General features: G+C 57.3%; 16 protein-coding genes and 1 other RNA gene. 6 read left to right on the top strand and 11 right to left on the bottom strand.

Annotated features, from left to right (window positions below):
- The first annotated feature begins 83 nt into the window (after positions 1 to 83).
- Complete coding sequence (locus CCOS865_RS03495) at positions 84 to 1643, top strand: MFS transporter (protein ID WP_119137973.1); 1560 nt, start codon at positions 84 to 86, stop codon at positions 1641 to 1643.
- 450 nt (positions 1644 to 2093) lie between these two features.
- On the opposite strand, the gene CCOS865_RS03490 is transcribed toward CCOS865_RS03495, so the two are convergent.
- From CCOS865_RS03490 to CCOS865_RS03480, 3 genes are all read right to left on the bottom strand, one after another.
- Entirely contained in the window at positions 2094 to 4538 is a 2445-nt protein-coding gene (locus tag CCOS865_RS03490; protein ID WP_119137971.1) for a TonB-dependent siderophore receptor, read from the bottom strand.
- Positions 4539 to 4882: 344 nt separating this feature from the next.
- On the bottom strand, positions 4883 to 5857 hold the full coding sequence (locus CCOS865_RS03485) for a FecR family protein (RefSeq protein ID WP_119137969.1): 975 nt from the start codon (positions 5855 to 5857) through the stop codon (positions 4883 to 4885).
- Positions 5854 to 6372 (bottom strand): RNA polymerase sigma factor, encoded by a 519-nt coding sequence (locus CCOS865_RS03480; RefSeq protein ID WP_119137967.1) that lies wholly within the window; start codon positions 6370 to 6372, stop codon positions 5854 to 5856. The genes CCOS865_RS03485 and CCOS865_RS03480 overlap by 4 nt, the downstream gene beginning before the upstream one ends.
- A 212-nt stretch (positions 6373 to 6584) precedes the next feature.
- Here CCOS865_RS03480 and CCOS865_RS03475 point away from each other — a divergent pair, with 212 nt between their 5' ends.
- Positions 6585 to 8849: a TonB-dependent receptor gene (locus CCOS865_RS03475; RefSeq protein WP_119137965.1), complete on the top strand. Its 2265-nt coding sequence runs from the start codon at positions 6585 to 6587 to the stop codon at positions 8847 to 8849.
- A gap of 21 nt (positions 8850 to 8870) precedes the next feature.
- On the opposite strand, the gene CCOS865_RS03470 is transcribed toward CCOS865_RS03475, so the two are convergent.
- Positions 8871 to 9080, bottom strand: a complete 210-nt coding sequence (locus CCOS865_RS03470) for a Fic family protein (protein WP_119138235.1) — start codon at positions 9078 to 9080, stop codon at positions 8871 to 8873.
- Positions 9081 to 10423: 1343 nt separating this feature from the next.
- Between CCOS865_RS03470 and CCOS865_RS03465 the strand changes: the two genes are divergently transcribed.
- The 4 genes from CCOS865_RS03465 (at position 10424) to CCOS865_RS03445 (ending at position 17855) form a co-directional block, all read left to right on the top strand.
- Positions 10424 to 11983, top strand: coding sequence for a type I restriction-modification system subunit M (locus CCOS865_RS03465; protein WP_119137963.1), 1560 nt, complete (start codon positions 10424 to 10426; stop codon positions 11981 to 11983).
- Positions 11980 to 13209, top strand: a complete 1230-nt coding sequence (locus CCOS865_RS03460; protein ID WP_119137961.1) for a restriction endonuclease subunit S — start codon at positions 11980 to 11982, stop codon at positions 13207 to 13209. Before CCOS865_RS03465 ends, CCOS865_RS03460 begins: the two co-directional genes overlap by 4 nt.
- A gap of 1 nt (position 13210) precedes the next feature.
- Positions 13211 to 14359, top strand: a complete 1149-nt coding sequence (locus CCOS865_RS03455; RefSeq protein WP_119137960.1) for an ATP-binding protein — start codon at positions 13211 to 13213, stop codon at positions 14357 to 14359.
- Between the two features lie 397 nt (positions 14360 to 14756).
- On the top strand, positions 14757 to 17855 hold the full coding sequence (locus CCOS865_RS03445; protein WP_119137956.1) for a type I restriction endonuclease subunit R: 3099 nt from the start codon (positions 14757 to 14759) through the stop codon (positions 17853 to 17855).
- Between the two features lie 551 nt (positions 17856 to 18406).
- Here CCOS865_RS03445 and CCOS865_RS03440 read toward each other — a convergent pair.
- The 7 genes from CCOS865_RS03440 to CCOS865_RS03410 all read right to left on the bottom strand — a co-directional run bounded on the left by CCOS865_RS03440 (position 18407) and on the right by CCOS865_RS03410 (position 23456).
- Positions 18407 to 18682, bottom strand: a complete 276-nt coding sequence (locus CCOS865_RS03440; RefSeq protein ID WP_119137954.1) for a hypothetical protein — start codon at positions 18680 to 18682, stop codon at positions 18407 to 18409.
- The gene (locus CCOS865_RS03435; protein ID WP_119138234.1) at positions 18679 to 19659 is read right to left on the bottom strand and encodes an integrase domain-containing protein; all 981 of its coding nucleotides are present in this window, start codon (positions 19657 to 19659) and stop codon (positions 18679 to 18681) included. The genes CCOS865_RS03440 and CCOS865_RS03435 overlap by 4 nt, the downstream gene beginning before the upstream one ends.
- Before the next feature lie 952 nt (positions 19660 to 20611).
- Complete coding sequence (locus CCOS865_RS03430; RefSeq protein WP_119137952.1) at positions 20612 to 21868, bottom strand: integrase domain-containing protein; 1257 nt, start codon at positions 21866 to 21868, stop codon at positions 20612 to 20614.
- Between the two features lie 187 nt (positions 21869 to 22055).
- Positions 22056 to 22447: a transfer-messenger RNA gene (gene ssrA, locus CCOS865_RS03425) on the bottom strand.
- A gap of 102 nt (positions 22448 to 22549) precedes the next feature.
- On the bottom strand, positions 22550 to 22831 hold the full coding sequence (locus CCOS865_RS03420; protein WP_119137950.1) for a hypothetical protein: 282 nt from the start codon (positions 22829 to 22831) through the stop codon (positions 22550 to 22552).
- Positions 22832 to 22923: 92 nt separating this feature from the next.
- Positions 22924 to 23184 carry a DUF3077 domain-containing protein gene (locus tag CCOS865_RS03415; protein WP_119137948.1) on the bottom strand — a complete coding sequence of 87 codons (261 nt, stop codon included), beginning with the start codon at positions 23182 to 23184 and terminating at the stop codon, positions 22924 to 22926.
- Positions 23181 to 23456, bottom strand: a complete 276-nt coding sequence (locus tag CCOS865_RS03410; RefSeq protein WP_119137946.1) for a nucleotidyl cyclase domain-containing protein — start codon at positions 23454 to 23456, stop codon at positions 23181 to 23183. Before CCOS865_RS03410 ends, CCOS865_RS03415 begins: the two co-directional genes overlap by 4 nt.
- Between the last annotated feature and the right edge of the window lie 332 nt (positions 23457 to 23788).

Here is a 23788-nt window from a genome sequence, read left to right as displayed (position 1 = left end):
GTTTACCCGCGAAGGGCCGCACAGCGGCCCCAAGATCTGGAGTGAAAAACGAGATCCCTTCGATACCGTCCTGGAGCCCTTGCATGGCCAACCCCGCTTCCGCGCGCTTCACCCTGTTCACCGCCTCGGCCGTCTGTGCGCTGATCATCCTCGACACCAACATCGTCGCCGTCAGCCTGCCGAGCATCGCCCGCGACCTGTCCGGTTCGTTCGCCGACATCGAATGGGTCGTCAGCGCGTACCTGCTGGCCTTCGCCGCCTGCCTGCTGCCCGCCGGCAGCCTGGCCGACCGCTTCGGCCGTAGGCGCATGCTGTTGCTCGGCCTGGCCGTGTTCGGCGTCGCCTCGCTGGCCTGCGGCGCAGCGCCAACCCTGCTGTTACTCGACCTGGCCAGGGCAGCCAAGGGCGTCGGTGCCGCGCTGCTGCTGACCGCCGCCCTGGCCGCCATCGGCAACCGCTTCCATGAGCCTGAAGAACGCATGCGCGCCTGGGCCTTCTGGGGCGCCTGCATGGGCGCGACCATCACCTTCGCGCCGCTGCTCGGCGGCCTGATCGCCAGCACCCTCGGCTGGCGCTGGATCTTCTACATCAACCTGCCGCTGGTGGTGCTGCTCGGCGCCATGGTCCTGCGCAGCATCGAAGAGTCCCGCGACAGCGCCGCCGCGCGCCTCGACCCGCTGGGCAGCCTGACTTTCGCCGCCAGCCTGGGCTGCCTGATCTGGGGCTTGATCGACGCCAACCAGGTCGGCTGGAGCAGTGCGACCACGCTTGGCCGGCTGCTGATCGCCGGGTTGCTATTCGGCCTGTTCGTGATCGTCGAACGCGCCCAGGCAAGGCCCATGATCGACCTGCGCCTGATGCGCAGTGGCCGCTTCATCGGCGCACTGCTGGGCATGTTCGCCTACGCCGCCTGCGCCCAGGTGATGATGACCCTGCTGCCGCTGTACCTGCAAAACGGCCTGCAGCTCTCGGCGCTGGCCGCCGGTGCCGGCATGCTGCCGTTCGCCCTGGCGATGCTGTTGACCCCACGGCTGGGCATGCGCCTGGCGACACGCCTGGCCCCGGCCGAGGTGTTCGCGCTTGGCCTGGTGCTGGTCGGCGTCGGCAACCTGCTGTGTGCCTGGGCGGCGGGGCAGGGCGGCTACACCGCGTTCGCCCTGGCCAGCCTGGTGCTCGGTGCCGGTGCCGGGCTGCTCAATGGCGATACGCAGAAGAACATCATGGCCTGCGTGCCGCGTGAGCGTACTGGCATGGCGTCTGGGCTGAGCACGACTACCCGGTTCGGCGCGATCGTCCTGGCCATCGGCGTGCTGGGTGGGATTCTGGCGGCGCGCAGTGGGCAGCTGTTGCGCGAGGCCATGGAGGTCGCCGCGCCGCAAGCGTTGGACAAGGTGGGCGAGATGGCCACGCGGGTTGCCGCGGGTGACCTGTCGGCCGCGCTGGGCTTGTTGGAGCCAGGTTTGCGCGACGTGGTGGCGCCGTTGGCCCGGCAGGCGTTTGTCGGTGGTTTCGAGGCGGTGTTGTTGAGTGCGGGGGTAGCGGCGTTGGTGTTTGCCGTTATCGTAGGTGTATTGCTGCGTAAGCCACTACCACAGCTGACCCGTGAGAATTTTGGCTTGTTACATCAGGCTGACCGTGGCTGAGTCAATGGCATGAAACGGAGACTGGGTGTGGATAACGTGTCGCCATTTTGCCATTTCAGCGACATGTACTTTTCTCGTGTCGCTATCGAGTACATGGAGGAACTCGTGCCAGTCAGCGCAATAGCACTCTTAGACCCAGCCCGTTCCTGGTCTTTGTATTTTCCATGAATCTGTCCTTGGCTTGAGCTCGCTGGGGCCGCTGCGCGCCCCTTTCGCGACACAAGGCCGCTCCCACATGGACGGCGCCGTGCAGTGATTTTCGCGAATTGAGCAAAAATCAAGCTACGCGCCATCCTGTGGGAGCGGCCTTGCCGGGGCGCCGGACCGGTCGGAAAGGGCTGCGCAGCGGCCCCAGCGAGCTCAAGCCAAGCGCGATTTCAGAACACCTTGAAAGGGGGCTGACTTTTAGAACAGCCTCGTTGTCAGACACTTCTCTGGCATTTCTCCGCCTCAGAAATCCCAGCGCGTAGTCACCATGAAGTTGCGCGGCTCGCCATAGATCGCCGAATTATAGAAACCGACGTTGGTGTAGTAGTACTTGTCGAACACGTTGTTGAGGTTGAGCGTGGTCGACAGGTTCGGGGTGAATTGGTAGCGCGTCATCAAATCCACCACCCAGTACGACTTCTGCGAGAACTCCTCGTAGGTCTGCTTCGGGCTGTTGTAGATGTCTTGCCAGACCGTGGTCTGCCAGCGCGCGCCACCGCCCACGGTGACCTTGTCCAGGCCGCCCTTGAGCTTGTACATGGTGTAGACACTGAACTGATCTTCCGGCTCGAAGGTCGAGATCTTTTCACCGGCGTCATCGCGCACCACCTTGTGCGTGTAACCGCCCTGCACCTGCCAGCCCGGGCTCAGCTCACCGGACACTTCCAGTTCATAGCCTTTGGTTTTCGCGTTGGTGCCCTTGAACGCATAGTTGGGCGGGGTAGGCGTCTGGTTGTTGTAGGCGTCGTCGGCGATCGAGCGGTTGCTCTCCTTCACTTCGAAATACGCCAGGCTGGCGTTCAGGCGGCCTTCGAGGAATTCGCCCTTGAGGCCCACTTCATAGTTTTCACCCTCGTCCGGGTCGATCAGTTGACCGTTGCGATCCAGGTTGTAGCTTTCCTGCGGCATGAACACATCGGTGTAGCTGACGTAGGCCGAGAGGTTGTCGGTCAGGTCATAGATGGCGCCGGCATAGGGGATGAAGCGCCCCGACTCGCGGTAGGTGTTGGTGGTGCCGGTCAGGGTGTAGTCGACCACTCGGCCGCCCAGCAGGAGCTTCAGGTCATCCGTGAGGTTGAGGCGGGTGGTCAGGTACATGCCGGTCTGGCGGATGGTGTCATCGGTGATCTGCGAGGCGACGCCCCAGTTCGGTTTGGGCAGGTTGCCGTGCCAGTTGAAGTAGTCGACCAGGTTGGCGGTCGGGAAGATTTCGTCCCAGTAGCCTTTGCCTTTCCAGTGCGCGGTACTGATCGAGCCGCCGACCACCAGGTCGTGCTCGCGGCCCAGCAACTCGAACGGGCCGCTGACATACAGGTCGGCCGAGTCGCTGGTGGTTTCACCTTTGTAACGCTGTGCGTTGATGGTGGCGGTGCCGTCAGCCGCCGGCTGGTCGAACTGAATCGCGCCCATCTGCGCATCATAGCCATTGAGCTTGTGGTCCAGCTGCAGCTTGGTCACCCAACCGCCGCCCATGTCGTGTTCCAGGGTAGCGAACACGGTACGGGTGTATTGCTGCCAGCTGCTCCAGTCGGTGGCGTTGCTGAACGAGCGCTTGGCGTCATTGATCTCGCCGGCATAGTTGAGCAGCGGAAAGCTGCCCGACCAGGTCGAGCCTTCGGGTTTGTTGTCCTGGTAGTCGGCGCCCACGGTCAGCATCGTATCCGGCGACAGGTCGAACTCTAGGATGCCGTAGAACACCGAGCTCTTGTTCGAGTAGCGGTCGATGTACGAGTGCCTGTCCTGATAGGCCGCCACTGCGCGCCCGCGCACATTGCCGGCCTCGGTCAGCGGGCCGCTGAGGTCCACTTCGGTACGGTAGTTGTCCCACGAGCCTGCCCCGGCCGTGATGTGGCCGAGCGCCTCGGCCGTAGGTTTCTTGCGCACCAGGTTGATCGTGCCGCCCAGCGAGCCCGCCCCGCTGAGCAGGCCAGAGGCGCCCTTGAGTACCTCGATGCGGTCATAGATGGCCATGTCGCTCAGGGTGTTGCCGGCCGAATAGGCAACGTTGCGCACCGCCGAGGGAATGCCGTCGTACTGGAAGTTGTTGATCGAAAAACCACGGGAGTAGTAGTTGGTCCGGTCGGTGTCATAGGCCGACACGGTGATGCCCGGCGTGTGGCGCATCACGTCGTCGACGTTGTCGAGGCCGAAGTCGTCCATGTGCTGGCGCGTGATCACAGTGATCGACTGCGGCGTCTCGCGCGGCGTGAGTACCAGGCGCGTGGCGGTGGCGATGGTGCCCGGCGTGTACGAGCCGCTGCCCTCGGTGACGGTGCCCAGCTGGTTGCTGGTGACGTTGGTGACGCCGAGCTCCAGCGCGTCCCCGGTTTGTTGCGGCAGGCGCGTGAGCAGGACCGCGTTCGGCCCGTTCGGCTCAAAGCCCAGTTGCGTGCCCTGGAGCAGTTGCGCCAGTGCCTGCTGGGTGGTCATCTGGCCGGTGACGCCGGGCGACTCGATGCCTTGGGCCATGTCCGACGAATAGGCGATTTGCAGGCCGCTTTGCGCACTCAATTGATCGAGGGCGTTGGCCAACGATTGCCGTGCAATGGCGAACGAGCGAATGCTCGACGCCTCGCTGCTGGCTGCCGTGTCTGCGCGCTCGACGGCCACCGCGTGGGTGCAGGCCATGCAGATGGCGAGCGCCAGGGCGCTGCGGGCGTGAGTCGAATTGAGTGCTGGAAGATGCATGGTGGCCCCGTGATGAATAGGAATTATTTGCAAAAGCAAAATCCTTGACGGGTTGAGCCGTTGAAAGCCGTAAAAGTTTTTTTCGGGTTGTTGGGGCGATGCCAGTCAGTTAATGAATAGGTCGCCTGTACGGACGCATTCGCGGGGCAAGCCCGCTCCCACAAGGTCCTGCAATGCCCGAATTCTGGGTCCAGCACACATCCTGCAATGCCCGAATTCTGGGCCCATCACACATCCTGTGGGAGTGGGCTTGTCCCGCGAAGCGCCGCGCGAGCGGCGCTCGATCTCAAGAGCGCTAGAGAGGCCTGTGACATGCACCTGGCAGCCCTCACGCGTTCATCCCCCTAGCGAATAACCAACGCCCCACCCGGCAACCGATGCACCTCGGTCCCCGTCACCTTGCTCAACGCCTGCACAATCGCCAAAGGCTCATCCAACTGATAACTCCCGCTGACATGCTCCTGCCCCGCAGCCCCATTCAGCAGCACAATCGGCGCCGGGTAATACCGCCGCACTTCCCCAAGCACCTGCGCCAACGGCGCATCCTGGAACGACAACCGCCCACTCACCCAAGCCATCTGCCGCTCACTCCCCTCAAGCGACACCGCCTGCAGATGCCCGCCCTTGAGCTGCTGCCAATTACCAGCATGCAACACACTCTGCTCCCCGGCCCGGTCGGCAAACCGCACCACCCCCTCGCGCACCGCGACGGTGACATCGGCCTCCCGCTCGCTGACGCTGAACTGTGTCCCGACCACGGTAACGGTCGCCTGCGCAGTCTCAATGCTCATCGGTCGACCAGCATCGTGCGCCGCCTCGACATACACCTCACCGCGCAACAACCGAATCCGCCGCCGCCCCCCATCGAACTCAGTACTGATCGCACTCTGACTGCCCAACACAATGCGCGAGCCGTCCTCCAGTTCGACCGGTTCGACCTGAGCAATCCCCGTCATGTGATCGGCCTGCAAGCGCATCGGCACATCGCCCATCCAGCCAACCCCAAGCGCCACCAGCAGCACCGCCGCACTGGCAATCAACCGCCGGGTCTTACCCCGCCTCGCCGAACGCGCTGCTGGCGCCGCCGGCAACGGCAAATCCACAGCCAAATTCTGCAACGCCTGCTGGAACGCCTGCGCCTCCCACATCGCCTCCAACCGCGCATACGCCGCAGCATTCAGCGGGTCAGCATCACGCCACTGGGCAAACCGCTGCGCGGTAATCAGGTTGCGCGCAACCTCATCCCGCTGGGTAAACCAATGGGCTGCCTGCGCGCTGGCCGCGTCGCTCGGGGTGGGGTGTCGGGTCTGTTCAGTCATGGCAAGTCGATAGCTTTGGCACAGGCATTGAGCGCATTGCGCAGGTCTTTTTCCACCGTACTCAGAGACACCTGCAGCCGCTCGGCAATCTCACCTTGCGACAGCCCCTGCAGCCGGTGCAGCACCAGGATCTGTTGTTGGCGCAGCGGCAAGCTCCCCAGCACCCGCTGAAACTGCTGCAGTTGCTGCTGGCTCTGCACCTGAACGTCCGGCCCAGGCGCCGACGTCGGCACCTCGACCACCACGCTGTCATCCAGCTGGCACTCGAAGCGCTTCTTGCTGCGCACGCTGCGCAGGTGATCGAAGGCCAGGTACTGGGCGGTCTGATAGAGGAACGGGTGCAGGTGTTCGATCGGCCGGCTACACAGCGCTTTTGCCACTTTCAGGTAGGACTCCTGGGCGAGGTCTTCCGCCTGGCTGGCGCAGCCCACAACCCGCGACAGCATACGGACTAATGCACTGCGCTGGCCGATAAAAAGCGCGCTGAGTTTTTTTTGATCGCCTTGCGACTCCATGGTCCCGGGTACCTGATGCTGAGCGACTGCGCGGATTTATGCGTATTCGATAACCATTCGCAATTCTACGGAGATGGCGTTTTGCAAGCAACCTGCCGCACATCGGCCTGACTCAAAATCTCATCGATAAAGATTCTCGTTGTCTATAGTGATTTTTGTTCCCCCCAAGCTTCGATCAACCGCTCATCCCATCACGATCAGCAGGATTGCTCATGCCTACCTCCCAATCCCCCCGCAAGACCCCAGTGAACGCCGTGTGGCTGCCTATCTGCCTGATGGCCAGCGTCTCCTCGGCGAACGTGTATGCACAGACAGCGGTAGGGATTCCGCTACAAGAGGGCCAGCCGTCTGGGCCCAGCGAGGCCCAGAGAGTGGCGCTGGAGCTGGAAGAAACCTCCATCTCCGCCAGTGCCGACGCCTCGCGCGACGGCTTGGTGCCCGAGTACGAAGGCGGGCAGGTAGCGCGGGGCGGCCGGGTCGGCATCCTCGGCAACAAGGACTACATGGAGACACCCTTTACCTCCACGTCCTACACCAACCAGCTGATTCAGGACCAACAGGCGCGCAGCGTCGCAGACATCCTTCAGAACGACCCTTCGGTGCGCATCGCCCGAGGGTTTGGCAACTTCCAGGAGCTGTACGTGATGCGCGGCTTCCCGCTGTTTTCCGATGACATTGCCTACAACGGGCTATATGGGCTGTTGCCTCGCCAGTACGTGGCGTCCGAGTTCATCGAGCGGGTAGAGGTGTTCCGCGGGGCTAACGCGTTTCTCAATGGCGCCGCGCCGGGAGGCACCGGTATCGGCGGGGCGATCAACATCCTGCCCAAGCGCGCGCCGAATGAGCCACTGACACGGCTCACCGTCGGAGCCGAGAACAGAGGCTTTGGTACGGCCGCGGTGGACGTGGCGCGGCGCTTTGGTGAGGGCGACCAGTTTGGTGTGCGCTTGAACGCTGCCAAGCGCGAGGGTGAGACGGCGGTGGAAGACCAGGACCGCACCCTGGAGATGTTTGCGCTTGGGCTGGATTACCAAGGGGAACGGTTGCGGTTGTCGGCGGATATCGGGCATCAGTATCACTTCATCGATAACCCCCAGCCGAGCGTTACGCCGGTTGGCGGGATACCCAGTGCGCCGGATGCGCGGGATAACTATGCGCAGGATTGGACGTATTCGAAAGAGAAGCAGACGTTTGGGACGTTTCGGGCGGAGTATGACCTGAGTGATTCCGTGACGACCTGGGCGGCGGCGGGGATGCGTAAGGGTGAAGAGAAGAACGTGTTGGCGAATCCTTCGTCTACGGCTTCAGGGGTGACCACGGCCTCGCGTTTCGACAATTATCGCGAGGAAACCGTTACCACTGGCGAAGTGGGGGTTCGTTTCAATCTGCAGACGGGTCCGGTTTCTCACCAATGGGTGGTTTCTGGGGCTATGTACGACATCAAGGATCGAAATGCATGGCAGGGCAATTTCACTGATCCGATTGTCGGCAACCTCTATGACCCTTTTGACACTGCTCAGCCCGGAATTCTAGTTCCTGGTAATGGCTCGATGTCGGACCCCGAGATTACCGCGCGTACGCATACGCAGAGCCTCGCGATTGCTGACACGCTTGGGTTCTTCGACGATCAGTTGTTGGTGACGTTGGGGGCTCGTCGGCAAGGGTTGGATGTGACGGAGTACGACTACAACACGGGGGATCGGACTTCGCAGTACAAGCGGTATGAGACTACACCGGTGGCGGGTGTGGTTTATCAATTGGATGAGCAGTTCTCGGTGTATGCGAACTACATCGAAGGGCTGACCAAGGGGGATACCGCCGGGGCCACCACGACACTGCCCGACGGTTCTACTGCGCCGATCCTCAACTCAGGAGAGTCGCTGGCGCCATATGTGGCCAAGCAGACCGAGGTTGGGTTGAAGTATGACGGCGGCGCGGTGGGCGGGAGCTTGGCGGTGTTCGAGACCAAGAAGCCGGTTGGGATTGTCGAGGATCAGGTGTTCAAGGATGGCGGGGAGCAACGTAACCGCGGGATTGAGCTTTCGGTGTTTGGGGAGCCTGTGGGCGGGGTGCGGTTGTTGGGTGGGTTGACGTTGTTGGATGCTGAGCTGACCAAGACGCAGAATGGCGAGAATGATGGGAACCGGCCGATTGGGGTGCCGAAGACTCAGGCCAATATTGGTGGGGAGTGGGATGTGCCCGGGGTTGAGGGGCTGACGTTGACGAGTCGGGTGATTTATACCAGTCGGCAGCAGGCGGATAACGCTAATGACCTGGAGATTTCTTCTTGGACGCGGCTGGATGTTGGGGCGCGGTATGGGTTTAAGGTGGATGAGCGGGATGTGACGTTGCGGGCGCGGTTGGATAACGTTACGGGGCGGGATTATTGGGCGTCGGTTGGGGGGTATCCGGGGGCGAATTATTTGGTGCTTGGGGCGCCGCGGACGCTTTCGGTTAGTGCTTCTGTCGATTTCTGACGGCTGAAACACCATCCGGGCTCAGTCGTCTGTGGCGCGTTGCTCAGCCTGCAGCGCTTGACCGACTGCGGTAAGGCGATAGCGTTGCTTGCTGCTGTTGGGCTTCTCTGGGATGGTCATCTCGACCGCGCCAAGCGCCAGCAGCGGGGCCAAAACCTGCTCGCGGAACTTGCTGCGGTTGCTGCACCCGACGAAGGTCATCAGCTCGGGTGCGGCGTGTTCCCCTGTCATCCTGCACAGCAGCGTTACCTGCTCTTGCTGCAAGGGCGGGCGTGTTTCGGCTACTTTTCCTTCGGCCGCCGACTCGGTCCCTACTTAGCCCCTGCTTTGTCCCGGCTTGGGCCCGCAACAGGCCCGCTTTCAACCGCACGCTGAATCACCACCCTAAACGGGTTTCCCTCCAGGTCGTCGTCCAGTGTGATCATTGGCCAGGCGTCGATCGCGTGCGGGATGCCCGTGCCCAAACCGCGATAAGGCTAGATGTGCAGCGCCATCAGGGCTTCAATGCCCTCGGCCAATTGGAAGTGCCGGAGGAGGTGTTGTTCAGCCATTCGCAGCCTTTTGTCGGCAGAGATATATCGCGCTCACATCTACACAAGAATGCTGCACGCCTCGGCATTTCCTAAATACCAGGCACAAAAAAAGACGTCCGAGGACGTCTTTTTTCTTGGGTTTGGTGGGCCGGGGTAATTTGAAAAGAACGGGTATCTATTTGTTTTTTATAGCAAATAATTTATTGGGCAACTTGCTTGGAATACCAGTTGGAACGCAGCGTGGTCTGGCTTCCGATGGACGGTGCTTTTTGTGCTCTGTCCCCACAACGGGATTGGGATTAAGTCTATAAAACCAATGGTCGCGATATTGTTATTACCCTGCTCGTACGATGTCCCCAATCGCTGGCTCATTTACTATCCGATACGTACGCACGCCTCTGCTAGCAGATACCCACGCTTAGCCAACAGGTGCACCGGCGCCGCTTCATTGGGGGGGGGGGCACTGCTCTGGAGGTTTCTACAGGTCTGGCGAGCGGTAAAAGCTATAAGCCACAGGTGCGTCGCTACCACAGCTTTCCATGCATTCATCCTACAGACGGGGAGCCGTTTATTCCCAAGCACCTGTAGTCGCACGGTGTTGGTACCGTCTAGGAGATATCGTCCAGCCGAAGATCGGCACCGAAAATGCCCAACTGACACCGGCTCATCTGAATAATCTGACCAGATGTGTGACGTCTACCTACGTGGGGGCTGTATATGAGATTGGGAGCTACTCTCCGCCCCTCCCCCCAGATGGCAGATCGTTACGCTAGGAGGTGAAGAGCATGAGCAGGGGTATCGGCACTCATTCATACGGCGCAACCATTACAATAGTTCACCTGAAAAGTCAACGTGTTTTTGTGGCTGTGTTGCTGGTTGTAGGAGGCAAAGAAAGCCAACGGCAGTATATCTAATTGAAGGGAGCACATAGAATGAGCGTCCTTGTGCCAGCGTCTTCTCGACACGCACATAACACGATTCAGGTCAGGTCCGGATGCTTCGGGATGACCATGTAAGTCGCATTGAAACAGGATAAGCAGTATGACCAGTGCCCAACAACGTTCCGCCCTGCAACGTCAGATCTGGGCGATCGCCAATGACGTGCGCGGCGCCGTCGATGGCTGGGACTTCAAGCAGTACGTGCTTGGCACCCTATTCTACCGCTTTATCAGCGAGAACTTCGTTGACTACATCACTGGTGGTGATGGCTCGGTCGATTATGCTGGCATGGAGGATGACGACCCGCGGATTGCCGCAGCCAAAGACGACGCAATCAAGACTAAGGGCTACTTCATCGCGCCCAGCCAGTTGTTTAGTAACGTCGCCGTCAAGGCCAGCACCAACGAGAGTCTGAACACCGATTTGGCACGCATCTTCGCCGCAATCGAGAGCTCCGCCAATGGTTATGCCTCAGAGCAGGACATCAAAGGACTTTTTGCTGACTTCGACACGACTAGCAACCGCCTGGGTCATACCGTCGCCGACAAGAACAAGCGCTTGGCAGACGTGCTCAAGGGAGTAAGCAAGCTGGAGTTTGGCAGCTTCGATTCCAGCCATATTGATCTGTTCGGCGACGCCTATGAGTTCCTCATCTCCAACTACGCGGCCAATGCCGGCAAATCCGGCGGCGAATTCTTTACCCCACAGCATGTGTCCAAGTTGATTGCCCAGTTGGCGATGCACAAGCAGACTAGCGTCAACAAGATTTATGACCCGGCGTGCGGCTCCGGGTCGCTGCTGCTGCAGGCAAAAAAACATTTCGACGCCCATGTAATTGAGGATGGATTCTTCGGCCAGGAGGTGAACCACACCACCTACAACCTGGCTCGGATGAACATGTTCCTGCACAACATCAACTATGACAAATTCAACATCCAGCTCGGTGACACGCTGCGTGCCCCGCACTTTTGTGACGAAAAGCACTTCGATGCCATCGTCTCCAACCCGCCGTACTCGGTAAAGTGGATCGGCAGCGACGACCCGACGCTGATCAACGATGATCGCTTTGCCCCAGCTGGCGTGCTTGCGCCCAAGTCCAAGGCGGATTTTGCCTTCGTGCTGCATGCGCTGAACTATCTCTCGGCCAAGGGACGCGCAGCCATCGTCTGCTTCCCTGGCATTTTCTACCGCGGTGGTGCTGAGCAGAAAATTCGCCAATACCTGGTGGACAACAACTATGTGGAAACGGTGATCTCGTTAGCGCCCAACCTGTTTTTTGGCACCTCCATTGCCGTGAACATTCTAGTTTTGTCCAAGCGCAAGCCGGATACGACCACCCAGTTCATTGACGCTAGCGCGCTGTTCAGGAAGGGCGCCAACAACAACTTGCTGGAAGACGTGCATATTGAGCAGATTATGCAGGTGTTTGATAGCAAAACGAACGTTGACCATTTCGCCCAATCGGTGTCGCTAGATAAAGTGGCCAGCAACGATTACAACCTGTCGGTCAGCTGTTACGTCGAAGCCAGGGACACCCGCGAAGTCGTGAACATCGCCCAGCTCAATGCTGAGTTGAAAGGCACTGTTTCCCGGGTCGTCCAGCTGCGGACTCAGATCGATGCGATTGTTGCGGAGATCGAGGGTGAGGAGGCGGGGGCATGAAGCTGAGTGGCTTTTTGGAAAAACTGTTAGACGGGGTTGCAATTGCTTGGTTGCCTCTCGGGCAGTTTACGAACTATGAACAGCCAACCAAATACTTGGTGGCGGCAACAAGCTATAGCGATGAATTTGAGACTCCGGTACTCACAGCTGGAAAGACATTTATTCTAGGGTACACAGACGAAACTGAAGGGATTTATAAGGCATCACAGTCTCCCGTGATCATTTTTGATGATTTTACGACTGCTAGTAAATGGGTGGATTTTGATTTTAAAGCCAAATCTTCGGCCATGAAAATGATCACATCGAGTGACGAAGGTAAGGTGCTGCTGAAGTATATTTACTACTGGTTAAATACATTGCCAAGCGAGTTGGTTGATGGCGACCATAAACGTCACTGGATAGGGAGCTACACAAGCAAAAAAATCCCCATTCCCTGCCCAGATAATCTCAAAAAATCGCTTGAGATTCAGTCGGAGATCGTTCGCATACTTGATACGTTCGCTGAACTTGGCGCCGAGCTCAACGCCGAGCTCAAGGTTCGCAAAAAACAGTACAGCTACTACCGCGATCAGTTGTTGAGTTTTGAAGGCGGGAAGGTGGAATGGAAGGCGCTTGCAGATGTTGGCGAGTTTATTCGCGGCAAACGCTTCACCAAAGCCGACTATGCTGAGGAAGGCATCAGTGTCATTCATTATGGCGAAATTTATACCCGCTATGGGGTATGGGCGGATCATGCATTTTCCAAAGTGCGTGCCGAGATGGCAGGTTCGCTGCGGTATGCTGAGCCTGGGGATGTAGTGCTAACCGATGTGGGGGAAACCGTTGAAGAGGTTGGCAAAGCAGTGGCATGGCTTGGGGGTGAGAAGGTTGCAATTCACGATCACTGCTACGCTTTTCGGCATTCAATGAATCCAAAATTTGTTTCTTACTGTATGCAGACGCAATCTTTCATAACCAAAAAAGCAAAGCATGTGGCCAGAACCAAGGTCAATACTTTACTGATCAATGGATTTTCAAAGATTGAAATCCCGGTGCCATTCCCTGAGGATCACGAAAGGTCGCTGGTGGAACAGGCCCGTATCGTTGAGATACTGGAGAAATTCGACGTCCTCACTAACTCCATCACCGAAGGCCTACCTCGCGAAATTGCGCTGCGTCAGAAGCAATTCGAGCATTACCGAGATCTGCTGCTGAGCTTCGCCAAGCCGGAAGAGGCGGTGGCGTAAAATGAGCAAGACGCTAACCGAGATTGCTGAGCTGTTGAAGAACGCCAACAATAAGGTGCAACTGATCTACGCCTTCAACGGCACGGGTAAGACGCGCCTGTCGCGCGAATTCAAGCACTTGATCACACCCAAGGGCGAGGAGGCAACTGACCCACCGGTGTTGTCGCGCAGCAAAATTTTGTACTTCAACGCCTTCACGGAAGACTTATTTTATTGGGATAACGATTTGGCGTTGGATGCGCAGCCCAGACTGCGGATCCAGCCCAACTCATTCACGGACTGGCTGCTTGCCATCCTCCGGGACCTAGGACAGGACGGCAATATCGTTAGATATTTCCAGCATTACACTAGTAACAAGCTGACCCCGCATTTTAGCGAGGACTTCTCGGAGGTTACTTTTTCGCTTGAGCGGGGGGATAATGAAAGCTCCGGGAACCTCAAGATATCCAAGGGAGAAGAAAGCAATTTCATCTGGAGTATCTTTTACACGCTACTTGATCAGGTCATCAGCACACGTAATGTGCCAGAGCCGGAAGACCGCGAAACGCGGGAGTTTGATCAGTTAGAGTATGTGTTTATTGATGACCCAGTGAGTTCTCTGGATGAGAACCATCTCATCGAATTGGCGGTCAATTTGGCAGGTCTGATCAAGGCCAGTCCGACTGACCTGAGGTTCGTCATTACCACCCATAGCCCGCTCTTCTACAACGTGCTGCACAATGAGCTTGGCCTCAATAAGGGGGGAAAGAAAGAGGGGTGCTATTTGTTGGGCCGTCTCGACGATGGCAGTTTTGATCTGTGCGTCAAGTATGGTGACTCCAACAAGAGTTTTTCTTATCATCTCCACTTGCGGCAGACCCTTGAGCAGGCAATTGCCGCTGGCCAGGTGCAGCGCTATCACTTCACCCTGCTGCGCAACCTCTACGAAAAAACCGCCAGTTTTCTGGGTTATCCACAATGGTCTGCACTTTTGCCTGACGACAAGCAGGCTTACATGAATCGTATTATGCAGTTCACCAGCCACAGCACGCTGTCCAATGAAAGTGTCACTGAGCCAACACCGCAGGAGAAGCAGACGGTCAAATTGCTGCTGGACCATCTGGTGGCGAACTACGGATATTGGCAGCAGGAGGAGGGGCAGAGCGCCTGAAGGCATGCTGACATCTGTGGTTGTGAAGTTAGGGAGTGAGCAACGCATGAGCGAAATAACCCGCACCACTAATTATCGACATGCGCGGGATAGCATCAAGCAGGAGATTCAAAGTTCGGGGAATGCCGTTAGGCTCAAGCCGGAGGACATCTGCTTGCTCAATTTCCACCTATCCGCCGTGGACGACCAGTTACTTGACGCATATCACCAGCCGACTGTGGGCCTGATCTTGTGTGGAGACAGGCCAGATGTGAATTACGCGTTGTTTAATATCATAAACCCATGGGCGTCTGCTCATGTATCACCGAGGACATTCCTCTGACAGCGCAGTCGCAATCGCCGACAGTGGAAGAAGTTGACAAAGAACTCGCACAGAGACACGGGGAGCCCCCTAATAATGACTGACTACAAGACTATCGCTGAGTCCAGCACCTTTATCGTGCTCGAGGGGTATACCAGGGAGTCGAAAGCTGTCGAGAGCTACCAGAGCGAAGGCGATCTGGAGCGCGAGTTCATCCAGGATCTTGTCAATCAGGGCTACGAGTATCCCTCCGGTCTGAATACGATGCCGGCGCTGCTGGCCAATGTGCGGACTCAGTTGCAGGCGCTGAACAACATCGATTTTTCCGACGGTGAATGGGCGCGCTTTGTGGAAAGTTGGCTGGATAAGCCTAGCGACAGCATTGTTGAAAAGACCCGCAAGATCCACGACGACCATGTGCATGACTTCGTGTTCGATGACGGGCGCATCCAGAATATCTACCTGTTGGACAAGAAAAACCCGATCCGCAACAAGGTGCAGGTCATAAAGCAGTTTGGGCATGCGGGTAGTCACGCCAACCGCTACGACGTGACGATTCTGATCAACGGCCTGCCACTGGTGCAGGTAGAGTTGAAGAAGCGTGGCGTGGCGATCCGCGAAGCTTTCAATCAGGTGCACCGCTACAGCAAGGAAAGCTTCAACACCGAGCATTCGCTGTTCAGGTATCTGCAGATGTTCGTGATTTCCAATGGCACCGATACGCGCTATTTCGCCAACACAACGCAGCGCAATAAACATAGTTTCGACTTCACCATGAACTGGGCCCAGGCCGACAATAGCCCGATTAAGGATCTGAAAGACTTCACTGCGACCTTCTTTCAAAAGCGTACCCTGCTTGATGTATTGCTTACCTATTCGGTGTTTGACGTCAGCAACACTTTGTTGGTAATGCGTCCGTATCAGATTGCCGCTACCGAGCGCATTCTATGGAAGATCCGCAGTGCCTGGCAGGCGAAGTCCTGGAACCATACCGAGGGCGGCGGTTACATCTGGCACACTACCGGCTCGGGCAAGACCCTGACTAGCTTCAAGGCTGCGCGCTTGGCGACCGAGCTGGAGTTCATCGACAAAGTGTTCTTTGTGGTGGATCGCAAGGATCTGGATTACCAGACCATGAAGGAGTACCAGCGTTTTTCACCCGACAGCGTCAATGGCTCGGAGAGCACTGCGGGCCTCAAGGGCAACCTGGATAAGGACGACAATAAGATTATCGTCACCACCATCCAGAAGCTCAACAACCTGATGAAGAGCGAAAGTGACCTGCCGGTGTTCCACCAGCAGGTGGTATTCATCTTCGATGAGTGCCACCGCAGCCAGTTTGGCGAGGCACAGAAGAATTTGAAGAAGAAGTTCAAACGCTTCTATCAGTTCGGTTTCACTGGCACGCCAATCTTCCCCAAAAATGCGCTGGGTGCCGATACAACCGCCAGCGTGTTTGGTCGCGAGCTGCATTCATATGTAATCACTGATGCCATCCGTGACGAGAAGGTGCTCAAGTTCAAGGTGGACTATAATGATGTCCGTCCACAGTTCAAAGCTCTGGAAGCCGAGCAGGACGAGAAAAAGCTCAGCGCCGCAGAGAATCGCCAAGCTTTGCTCCACCCTACGCGCATCCGAGAAGTCTCGCAGTATTTGCTCACGCGTTTTCGTCAGAAGACTCATCGTTTACAGGGAGCGAACAAGGGCTTCAATGCTATGTTCGCGGTAAGCAGCGTCGATGCCGCCAAGTCATACTACGAGATGCTGCATAAACTGCAGGAGGGCAGCGATAAACCGCTGCGCATTGCTACTATCTTCTCCTTTGCCCCCAATGAAGAACAGGACGCCATTGGCGACATCGTCGATGAGAGCTTCGAAGTGTCGGCAATGGATAGCACCGCTAAAGAGTTCCTGTGCGCGGCAATTGGTGATTACAACGCGCTGTTCAAAAGCAATTTCGGCGTGGACAGCAAGGGCTTTCAGAACTACTACCGCGATCTGGCCAAGCGCGTGAAGGATCAGGACATCGATCTGCTGATCGTGGTGGGTATGTTCCTGACCGGCTTCGATGCGCCAGCGCTCAACACGCTGTTCGTCGACAAAAATCTGCGCTATCACGGCCTGATCCAGGCCTATTCACGCACCAATCGCATCTTCGATGCTACCAAGACTTTCGGCAATATAGTCACGTTCCGCGATCTGGAGCAGGCCACGGTCGACGCAATCACGCTCTTCGGCGACAAAAACACGCGTAACGTAGTACTGGAAAAAAGTTACAAGGAGTACATGGAGGGCTTTACCGACACGCTGACCGGCGAGGCACGACGTGGCTTCATGGACGTGGTGGCAGAGCTAGAGCGACGTTTCCCTGACCCCGCTAACATTATTAAAGAATCGGAGAAAAAAGACTTCGCCAAGTTATTCGGCGAGTATCTGCGCGTGGAAAATGTGCTGCAAAACTACGACGAATTTGCCGCTCTGAAGGCGCTGCAAACAATCGATATCAGTGACCTGCAGGCCGTAGATACATTCAAGCTCGAACATCACTTGGATGACGACAAGCTAGCCGAGCTGCAGACTATCCGCGTGCCTGCCGAGCGTAAGGTCCAAGACTATCGGTCCACCTACAACGATATCCGCGATTGGCTGAGGCGCGAGAAGGCGGGTAAAGAAGCAAACGAGTCTATTATCGACTGGGACGATGTAGTATTCGAGGTGGACCTGCTTAAGTCCCAGGAAATCAACTTGGATTACATCCTCGAGGTGATCTTCGAGAAGAACAAGAAGGTCAAGGACAAGACGGCACTGGTCGAGGAGATGCGTCGGGTGATTCGCGCTAGCCTGGGTAATCGCGCCAAAGAAAGCTTGGTGGTGGACTTCATCAACCAGACCGATCTGGATCGAATTGATGACAAGGCTAGCGTGATCGATGCTTTTTTCACTTTCGCCCAATCAGAACAGCGGCGCGAGGCCCAAGAGCTAATCATCGATGAAGAACTGAATGAAGTGGCCGCTAAACGCTACATTACTAGCTCACTAAAAAGGGAGTTTGCTAGCGATAGTGGAACTGAGCTGAATTCCGTATTGCCTAAAATGAGTCCGCTCAATCCAGCTTATTTGACAAAGAAACAAAGTGTCTTTCTAAAGGTTTCGGTTTTTGTCGATAAATTTAAGGGTGTTGGGGGGCAAATTTAGCGGTAGTCTGTAAGCGTTCATACGCTTAAATAGTTGGAGCGCTGTGATTAGTGTCATGACATGGTCTCCAATTGGCTGGTAGGCCTTTGCGGGTCCGTGATTCGAACTCCCAGAACTGTCTGGGAGTCCGAATAGCCCCAACTTGGTGCGGATGCTCTAGCGAAGACTGCGAAATTCGGGATGGCACAGTTAACAGCGGCGTAGGGCTTGGCTGCTTCGGCGTGCAGTCTTTCGCCGGCCTCATTAGCTCCAGTGTTCGTGGTCTCCATTTTGACCGCCGGTTAGATGACAAAAATAGATTTGCTAAATAGTGCTCTAAAATCCAGGGATACTAAGAAAGTCGACTCTTGGTGGATATCTGTCTTTTGATGTTGAGGCTATCACTGCCTGGATAATATGCTTTTTAGTTGGTTTCAGTTTTTGCGTAAAAAGTTGAATTGGACATGTTTGAGGGGGGGCTTGCGTGTTTTGTTTAACCGGATTTCTACAATAATTGATGCTGGTAAATATGCCTGCTTAGGGCGCGGTCGGGGGATAGCAGTCGGTCTCACTCAGATATTGAAGACCCAGGTTTTTTGTAAGCGACGAGCGAGCAGGCGCACGGTTAGCAAATAGTAATACCGCGTTGCATCGCTGCGTCGATCTAGGCGGTGCTCGAGAAACCAAGTTACATGCTTTCGCCGCCAAACCCAGGGCGTCTCTCGCTTCCAGCGCTCTGCGATTTCGGCTTGGATGATTTTCGCCTGTCGTAAGTGGCGTTGCCGTGTTGCAAGCGACCCAGTCAACACACCTGCCAAGAACAGCTCCATATCGAATTGCTTACTCATGCGCGCCCTCCAATGTAGGCAGCGAGCACACCGATTCGACCGTGCCCCAACTCATAGCTGATTTGCTCCCGAGCCTCACGATCAAGGTACCTATCTACCTCGGGACATTGGCCACCGTTGATAGGCGCACGATGATGTGTGATTTCCTCATAGCGCTCACAGGCGTACGCCGCTCGTAGCTCATGGAAGCCTTTCAAGTTGTGTGCATGCAGGATGTCCCGGGCTGGGCGGATTATTCGTTGCAGCACATAAAGGTAGCTTTCGTGTGGAGCAATCAGGTTGCGGCTACCCACAGGCGACACCTGCATTGCAAACTCAAGGGCACCTCGAACATTATCGTTCACCGCAATCCAACGGGGCGCCGAGGCGCCAGCGCGACCGCCTTTCGTGCCGTCTTGGATGTTAATTCTGCCGAACGCTTTCGCCTCACGATTTAGCCTTGGTAGGTCAGCCAGGATGGCCTCACGCAACCGCATACCAGTGGATCGTGCCAACAGGATGATCGTGGCGGCCCGTAGCTGATGATTGCGGCAAAGCGTATCGAGGATCTGCTTAACCTGTTCGCGGTCTTGGCCCTGAGGCACCGACTGTCGAACCCCGGTGCGTTGCATAGCCAACGCCTTGCTCGGACTGGGCAATTTCACATACTGATCACCGCGAAGCGCCGCCATGGTCCTGTTAACGCTGGATAGCCGGTTTTGTGCAGTGCTGACGGCGAGGTCACCGCGCCGAACTAGGTCGTGCAGATACGCCGCATAGTCGCCCAACACTTTCCGGTCAATCTGCCGCGCATCATTGATACCGGGCCCCTGTTCGGAGCGGCACCACTTCACGAATGCCTGCCACCGATCGCTGTGCGCCCTGACCGTACCGTAATGACCGCCGCCAAACAGGTCGTTCAGCGCTTGCGGCCCCGCGTAGCTCAACTGTCTGCCGTAGCCGAAATTGCGGCCATCGCGTCTACCCAACAATGCCATATCGATCACCTCATCTTCTGCTGGCCAGTCCTCGCCCCACGTCATCCCGCCAAGAATGTTGAGTGTTATCAGGGATCAAGGCCCCTGCGACCTGTGGGGTGTCCTCTAACGCGGGACTGGCGACTCCTTACGACCGGGAGCAAGGGCATCTCATGATCTGGCCTCCTGAGCACCATTACCGGTGGGCGGGTGGAGGCTGCATTGGCTGACGAGACCAGTGCCGCTAGATCCTGAGGCAGGTGTACGCAGCAATGCGATGACCGGGGCAAGCCTGACTGTCAGTCAGGTGCAGTCCATTCCTTGGTCTGCGGCACCATCATCTGCAGCGCTGTTGCTGGTGACATCTGCGTTTGTCACGCAAATTGTCACAAGAGAAGTTGGCGCAAAGCTAAGTGCGATGAGAGCTGCATCAGTGTTAGAAGCGCCCGTCTCTTTCCAGTAGAAAGAGACGGGCGCAGGTTGGCGCAAGATTTGGCCAAGCGGATAGGTTGCTGCAGGGCAGAGAAGTAGGACGTGTTGTTTGGCGCACGAGTGCCATGATCTGAAATAGGCATCCATCACCGGGGAGGTGACCGGGCGAGCTGCCGGACGCGAATCGCCATTTGGGGGGAGAACCACCGCGGGAGCGGCGTGACCTTCGAGGTTCGGGTCACCTGGGTTGCTGTCATCGACAGCGCTTGCACGGCCAGTTCTACGCCTGTGGATAAACCCGGTCAAGGTTCAAAATTCAGCGCCACTTTGGACTTTAAGAGCGGTTATCCACCGGTGGAGTTCCGTGGTAAATCCTGGACAACGTGGTCGCTTTTAGCTCTTCAAAGTGAGGTCCTTCCAAACAGGGCGGCTTTGCAGCCCTGTTTGGAAGGACCCGTGCTGAGAAGCGGATAAGCGAGGCTGCTTGCCCCGAATCTTGAACGTTCAGTTGTTACTGCTGCCGTTATTGCGCCATACAGAGCTAGCGAATCGGTACCACGTTCTTGTCTCTGACTTGGCCGTAAGCTGAGGCAAGCAGGCTGCCGGTGGCGGCCTTCTGGATGTACTCACTCCACCAAGCCATCATCGGACGCCGGCGCTCGATGTAGTCGGCCCGGTTGTAAGCGCTGCGCACCTCATCCTTGTCGACATGCGCCAGGGCGACCTCAATGAGTTCCGGGTCCCACCCATGTTCATTCAAGATGGTGCTGGCCATCGAGCGCATACCGTGGCTGACCAACCGATCCTGGAACCCCATACGTTTCAACGCCATATTGGCAGTCTGACTATTGGCGTGGGTGCGCGGATTTCTATCGGCCGGGAAGACGTATTCGCGATGGCCGCTGTGGGTCTTCAGTGATTCCAGCAGCGCGACAGCGTGATCACTCAACGGGATGCTGTGTGGGCGGCGCTTCTTCATCCGCTCCGGAGGGATAGTCCAGACACGCCTTTCAAAGTCGATGTCTGCCCAGCGAGTAGTCGCCGCCTCGGCGGGGCGAGTCATCGTGTGCAACTGCCATTCAATCAGGCAGCGGGTGGTGCGTTTGATGCTGGCATTCGCGATCTCCAGCATGAGCTCGGGGAGTTCTTCGGGTGGAAGCGCAGCCATGTTCTCTTTCTTGGGTTTCTTGAAAACCGCCCTGATCCCGCTGAGCGGGTTGGCGAAGATCAAGCCGGAGTTGACGCCGTAGGTCATGATCTCGTTTAGCCGCTGGCTAAGGCGCTTCACCGTCTCCAGGCTGCCTTTCGCTTCGATTGGGCGAAGCAGTCCTATCACCATCGGTGCGGTGATTTTTGTGAGTGGTGTCGTCTTCAAATCGGGGAATACGTGCAGCGTGAGCGACCGCCAAATGTCCTCGGCATAGGCTGGGGTGACCGAGTCTTTCTTGAGTTCGAACCAGGCGGTGGCCACGTTCTCAAAGGTGTGTTCCGTTTCTGCGCGCTTGGCTTCATTCAACGTATTTCGTTGCACCTTCGGATCGATGCCCTGTGCGAGCAACTCGCGTGCATCGACTGCCATCTTTCGTGCGTTGGCCAGTGACAGTTCGGGGTAGGTCCCAAAGCCAATGTTGATGCGCTTCTTGGTCACCGGTTCGCGGTAGTTGAAATTCCACAGCAACGAGCCGTTGCTACGTACCCGGAGCTGCAAGCCGTCACCATCCGTGAGGACGTAATCCTTGGACGCGGGTTTGACTCCCTTGAGCTGTCGATCGGAGAGGCGGAGGTTTTGAGCAGGCATGAGATTCTCCTCAGGCACTGATTCGGTATTCCAAAGATTAGCATCGGATGAGGTGGAATACCGTCTGGAATACCCGAACGGTTGGAACTCAAAAACTCTCAAAAGACCGCAAAAGCGCTGGAAGCCGCGTATTTACTGGATCGCAGGCACAAAAAAAGACGTCCGTGGACGTCTTTTTTTGATCATTTGGTGGAGCCGGGGGGATTTGAACCCCCGTCCGCCAGTACTCCGCTGTCGGTACTACATGCTTAGCCGTCTCTACTGAGTTAATCCGCAGCCGCCCGAGTGGCAGGGTGCTTTGGACGAGTTGTGTAAGTTTTAGTCGCTTTGCCCACAACGTGCTACACGACGATCCTGTTCTGTATGACAATCACTTCGGGTTTACAGGCATCCCCTAGTGATTGCTGGAGCCGAAGCTACCAGGAGAGCGGGCTCAGCTGCTTACGCAGCGAGAGCGTAACCCTCGTAGTTTTCGTCATTGGCAACTATAGAAAGTTGCAACAGTGGATTTACGAGTTCTGTTACCAACTCGGCATGCACCTAGAGTTTCGCGACCGGCGTCGAATCCTAATCGGCCCCACACTCAGCTCTAGCTGAACGCGCTTTTCAGCACGCAAGGCGGAGTATACGCCTTTAGACAGGCGGCGTCGACTGCGGGGTGGCGCCGCCCGTTTTCAGGGGTCATGTGCCGCTGTTGCCGCCTTTTTCAGTCTTGTTCAGACGCTCCAGGACTTTGCTGGTGATGGCGATGCATTCTTTGGTGTCGCCCGAGGCTTGTGCGGCCTTGGCTTGGTCGACGTGCTCGGTGAGGGCTTTGTCGAGGCCTTCGGAGGTGGCGCCGGCGGTGGCCATGCTGTCGTCGATCTTCTGCAGGTTGGTGGTGCACAGGTCGTCGGCGGCGAACACCGGGGAGGCCAGCAGGGTGGCCGCCGCGAACAGGGCTGAGAGCGCAGTACCTTTCATGGGTGTCTCCTTCTGCAAGGCCTCTGGTAGGTGGGCCTGATAGGTGGACTGCGCCGGTTCGGCGAGGGTTCAATCGGTGTGCCGGGCTGCGCTTAGCCGGGGGCGTCGGTCTGCATCTTGCCGTTTTCGATGTCGTCGGAGACGGCTTTGGCGAAGGTGCTCAGGTAGCGGGCGGCGCTCAGGGCGAGTTGGTCGCCGTTGAGCTCGGCTTCCAGGGTCAGGTGGCTGACCAGGCCTAGCAGGACGGAGATTTCTTCGAAGGCGCGTTCGGCGGGGATGCCGGGTTGGATGCGGTAGAGGTCGAGGCAGGTTTCGAGGCCGGCGGTGGTCCAGCTGCTGAGGTCTTGGCTCATGGCTGTTCTCCTGGGTCGGCGTTGGAGAGGCCGGTGAGGGCGTGCTCGACTAGGGCGCGGGCGGTATCGCTGGCGTGGGCGGCGTTGCTGAGCATGTTGAAGCCTTGAAGGCCGGCGTGGGCGCGGCAGTGCTCGTCGATGGTTTCGGCGACGCCGCGCAGGAGCTCGCTGGCGTGGGCCAGGGCGTCGTGGGGGAGGAGGTCGCTGTGGAGGGAGAAGAAGGGGTTGTTGAGCAGTTTGATGCGGGGTGGGTCGGGAACTAGCTTCTTCATGATGTAACTCCTAGGGTCAGTCAGGAGCTGCTGTCAGAACCCCTCTCACAGGATTAAGGGTGGCAGCTGTTCGCGGGGTGAGAGACCGAAGACCTAGGAACCCGGCCAGGACGAATCCTGCCCGCGTACAGCTGCCATATGGCTACCACTAGGTTTCGGGCTCTCACACCCTGTCGCCAAAAATCGACGACCCTGGGAAATTAGCCCTGATGCTCAAGCTCAACAACAGCGAAACGGCGGTAGCGGTTGTAGGGTAATTCCCAAGCGCATGCGAACTGAAGCATTTGGTTTCAGGTTCGGAAATGTCTTACGGCTGGAGACCGTAGGCGAGG

It is taken from the genome of Pseudomonas reidholzensis, from assembly GCF_900536025.1.
Classification (GTDB): Bacteria; Pseudomonadota; Gammaproteobacteria; order Pseudomonadales; family Pseudomonadaceae; genus Aquipseudomonas; species Aquipseudomonas reidholzensis.
This window is presented reverse-complemented; position numbering and strand designations above follow the sequence as displayed.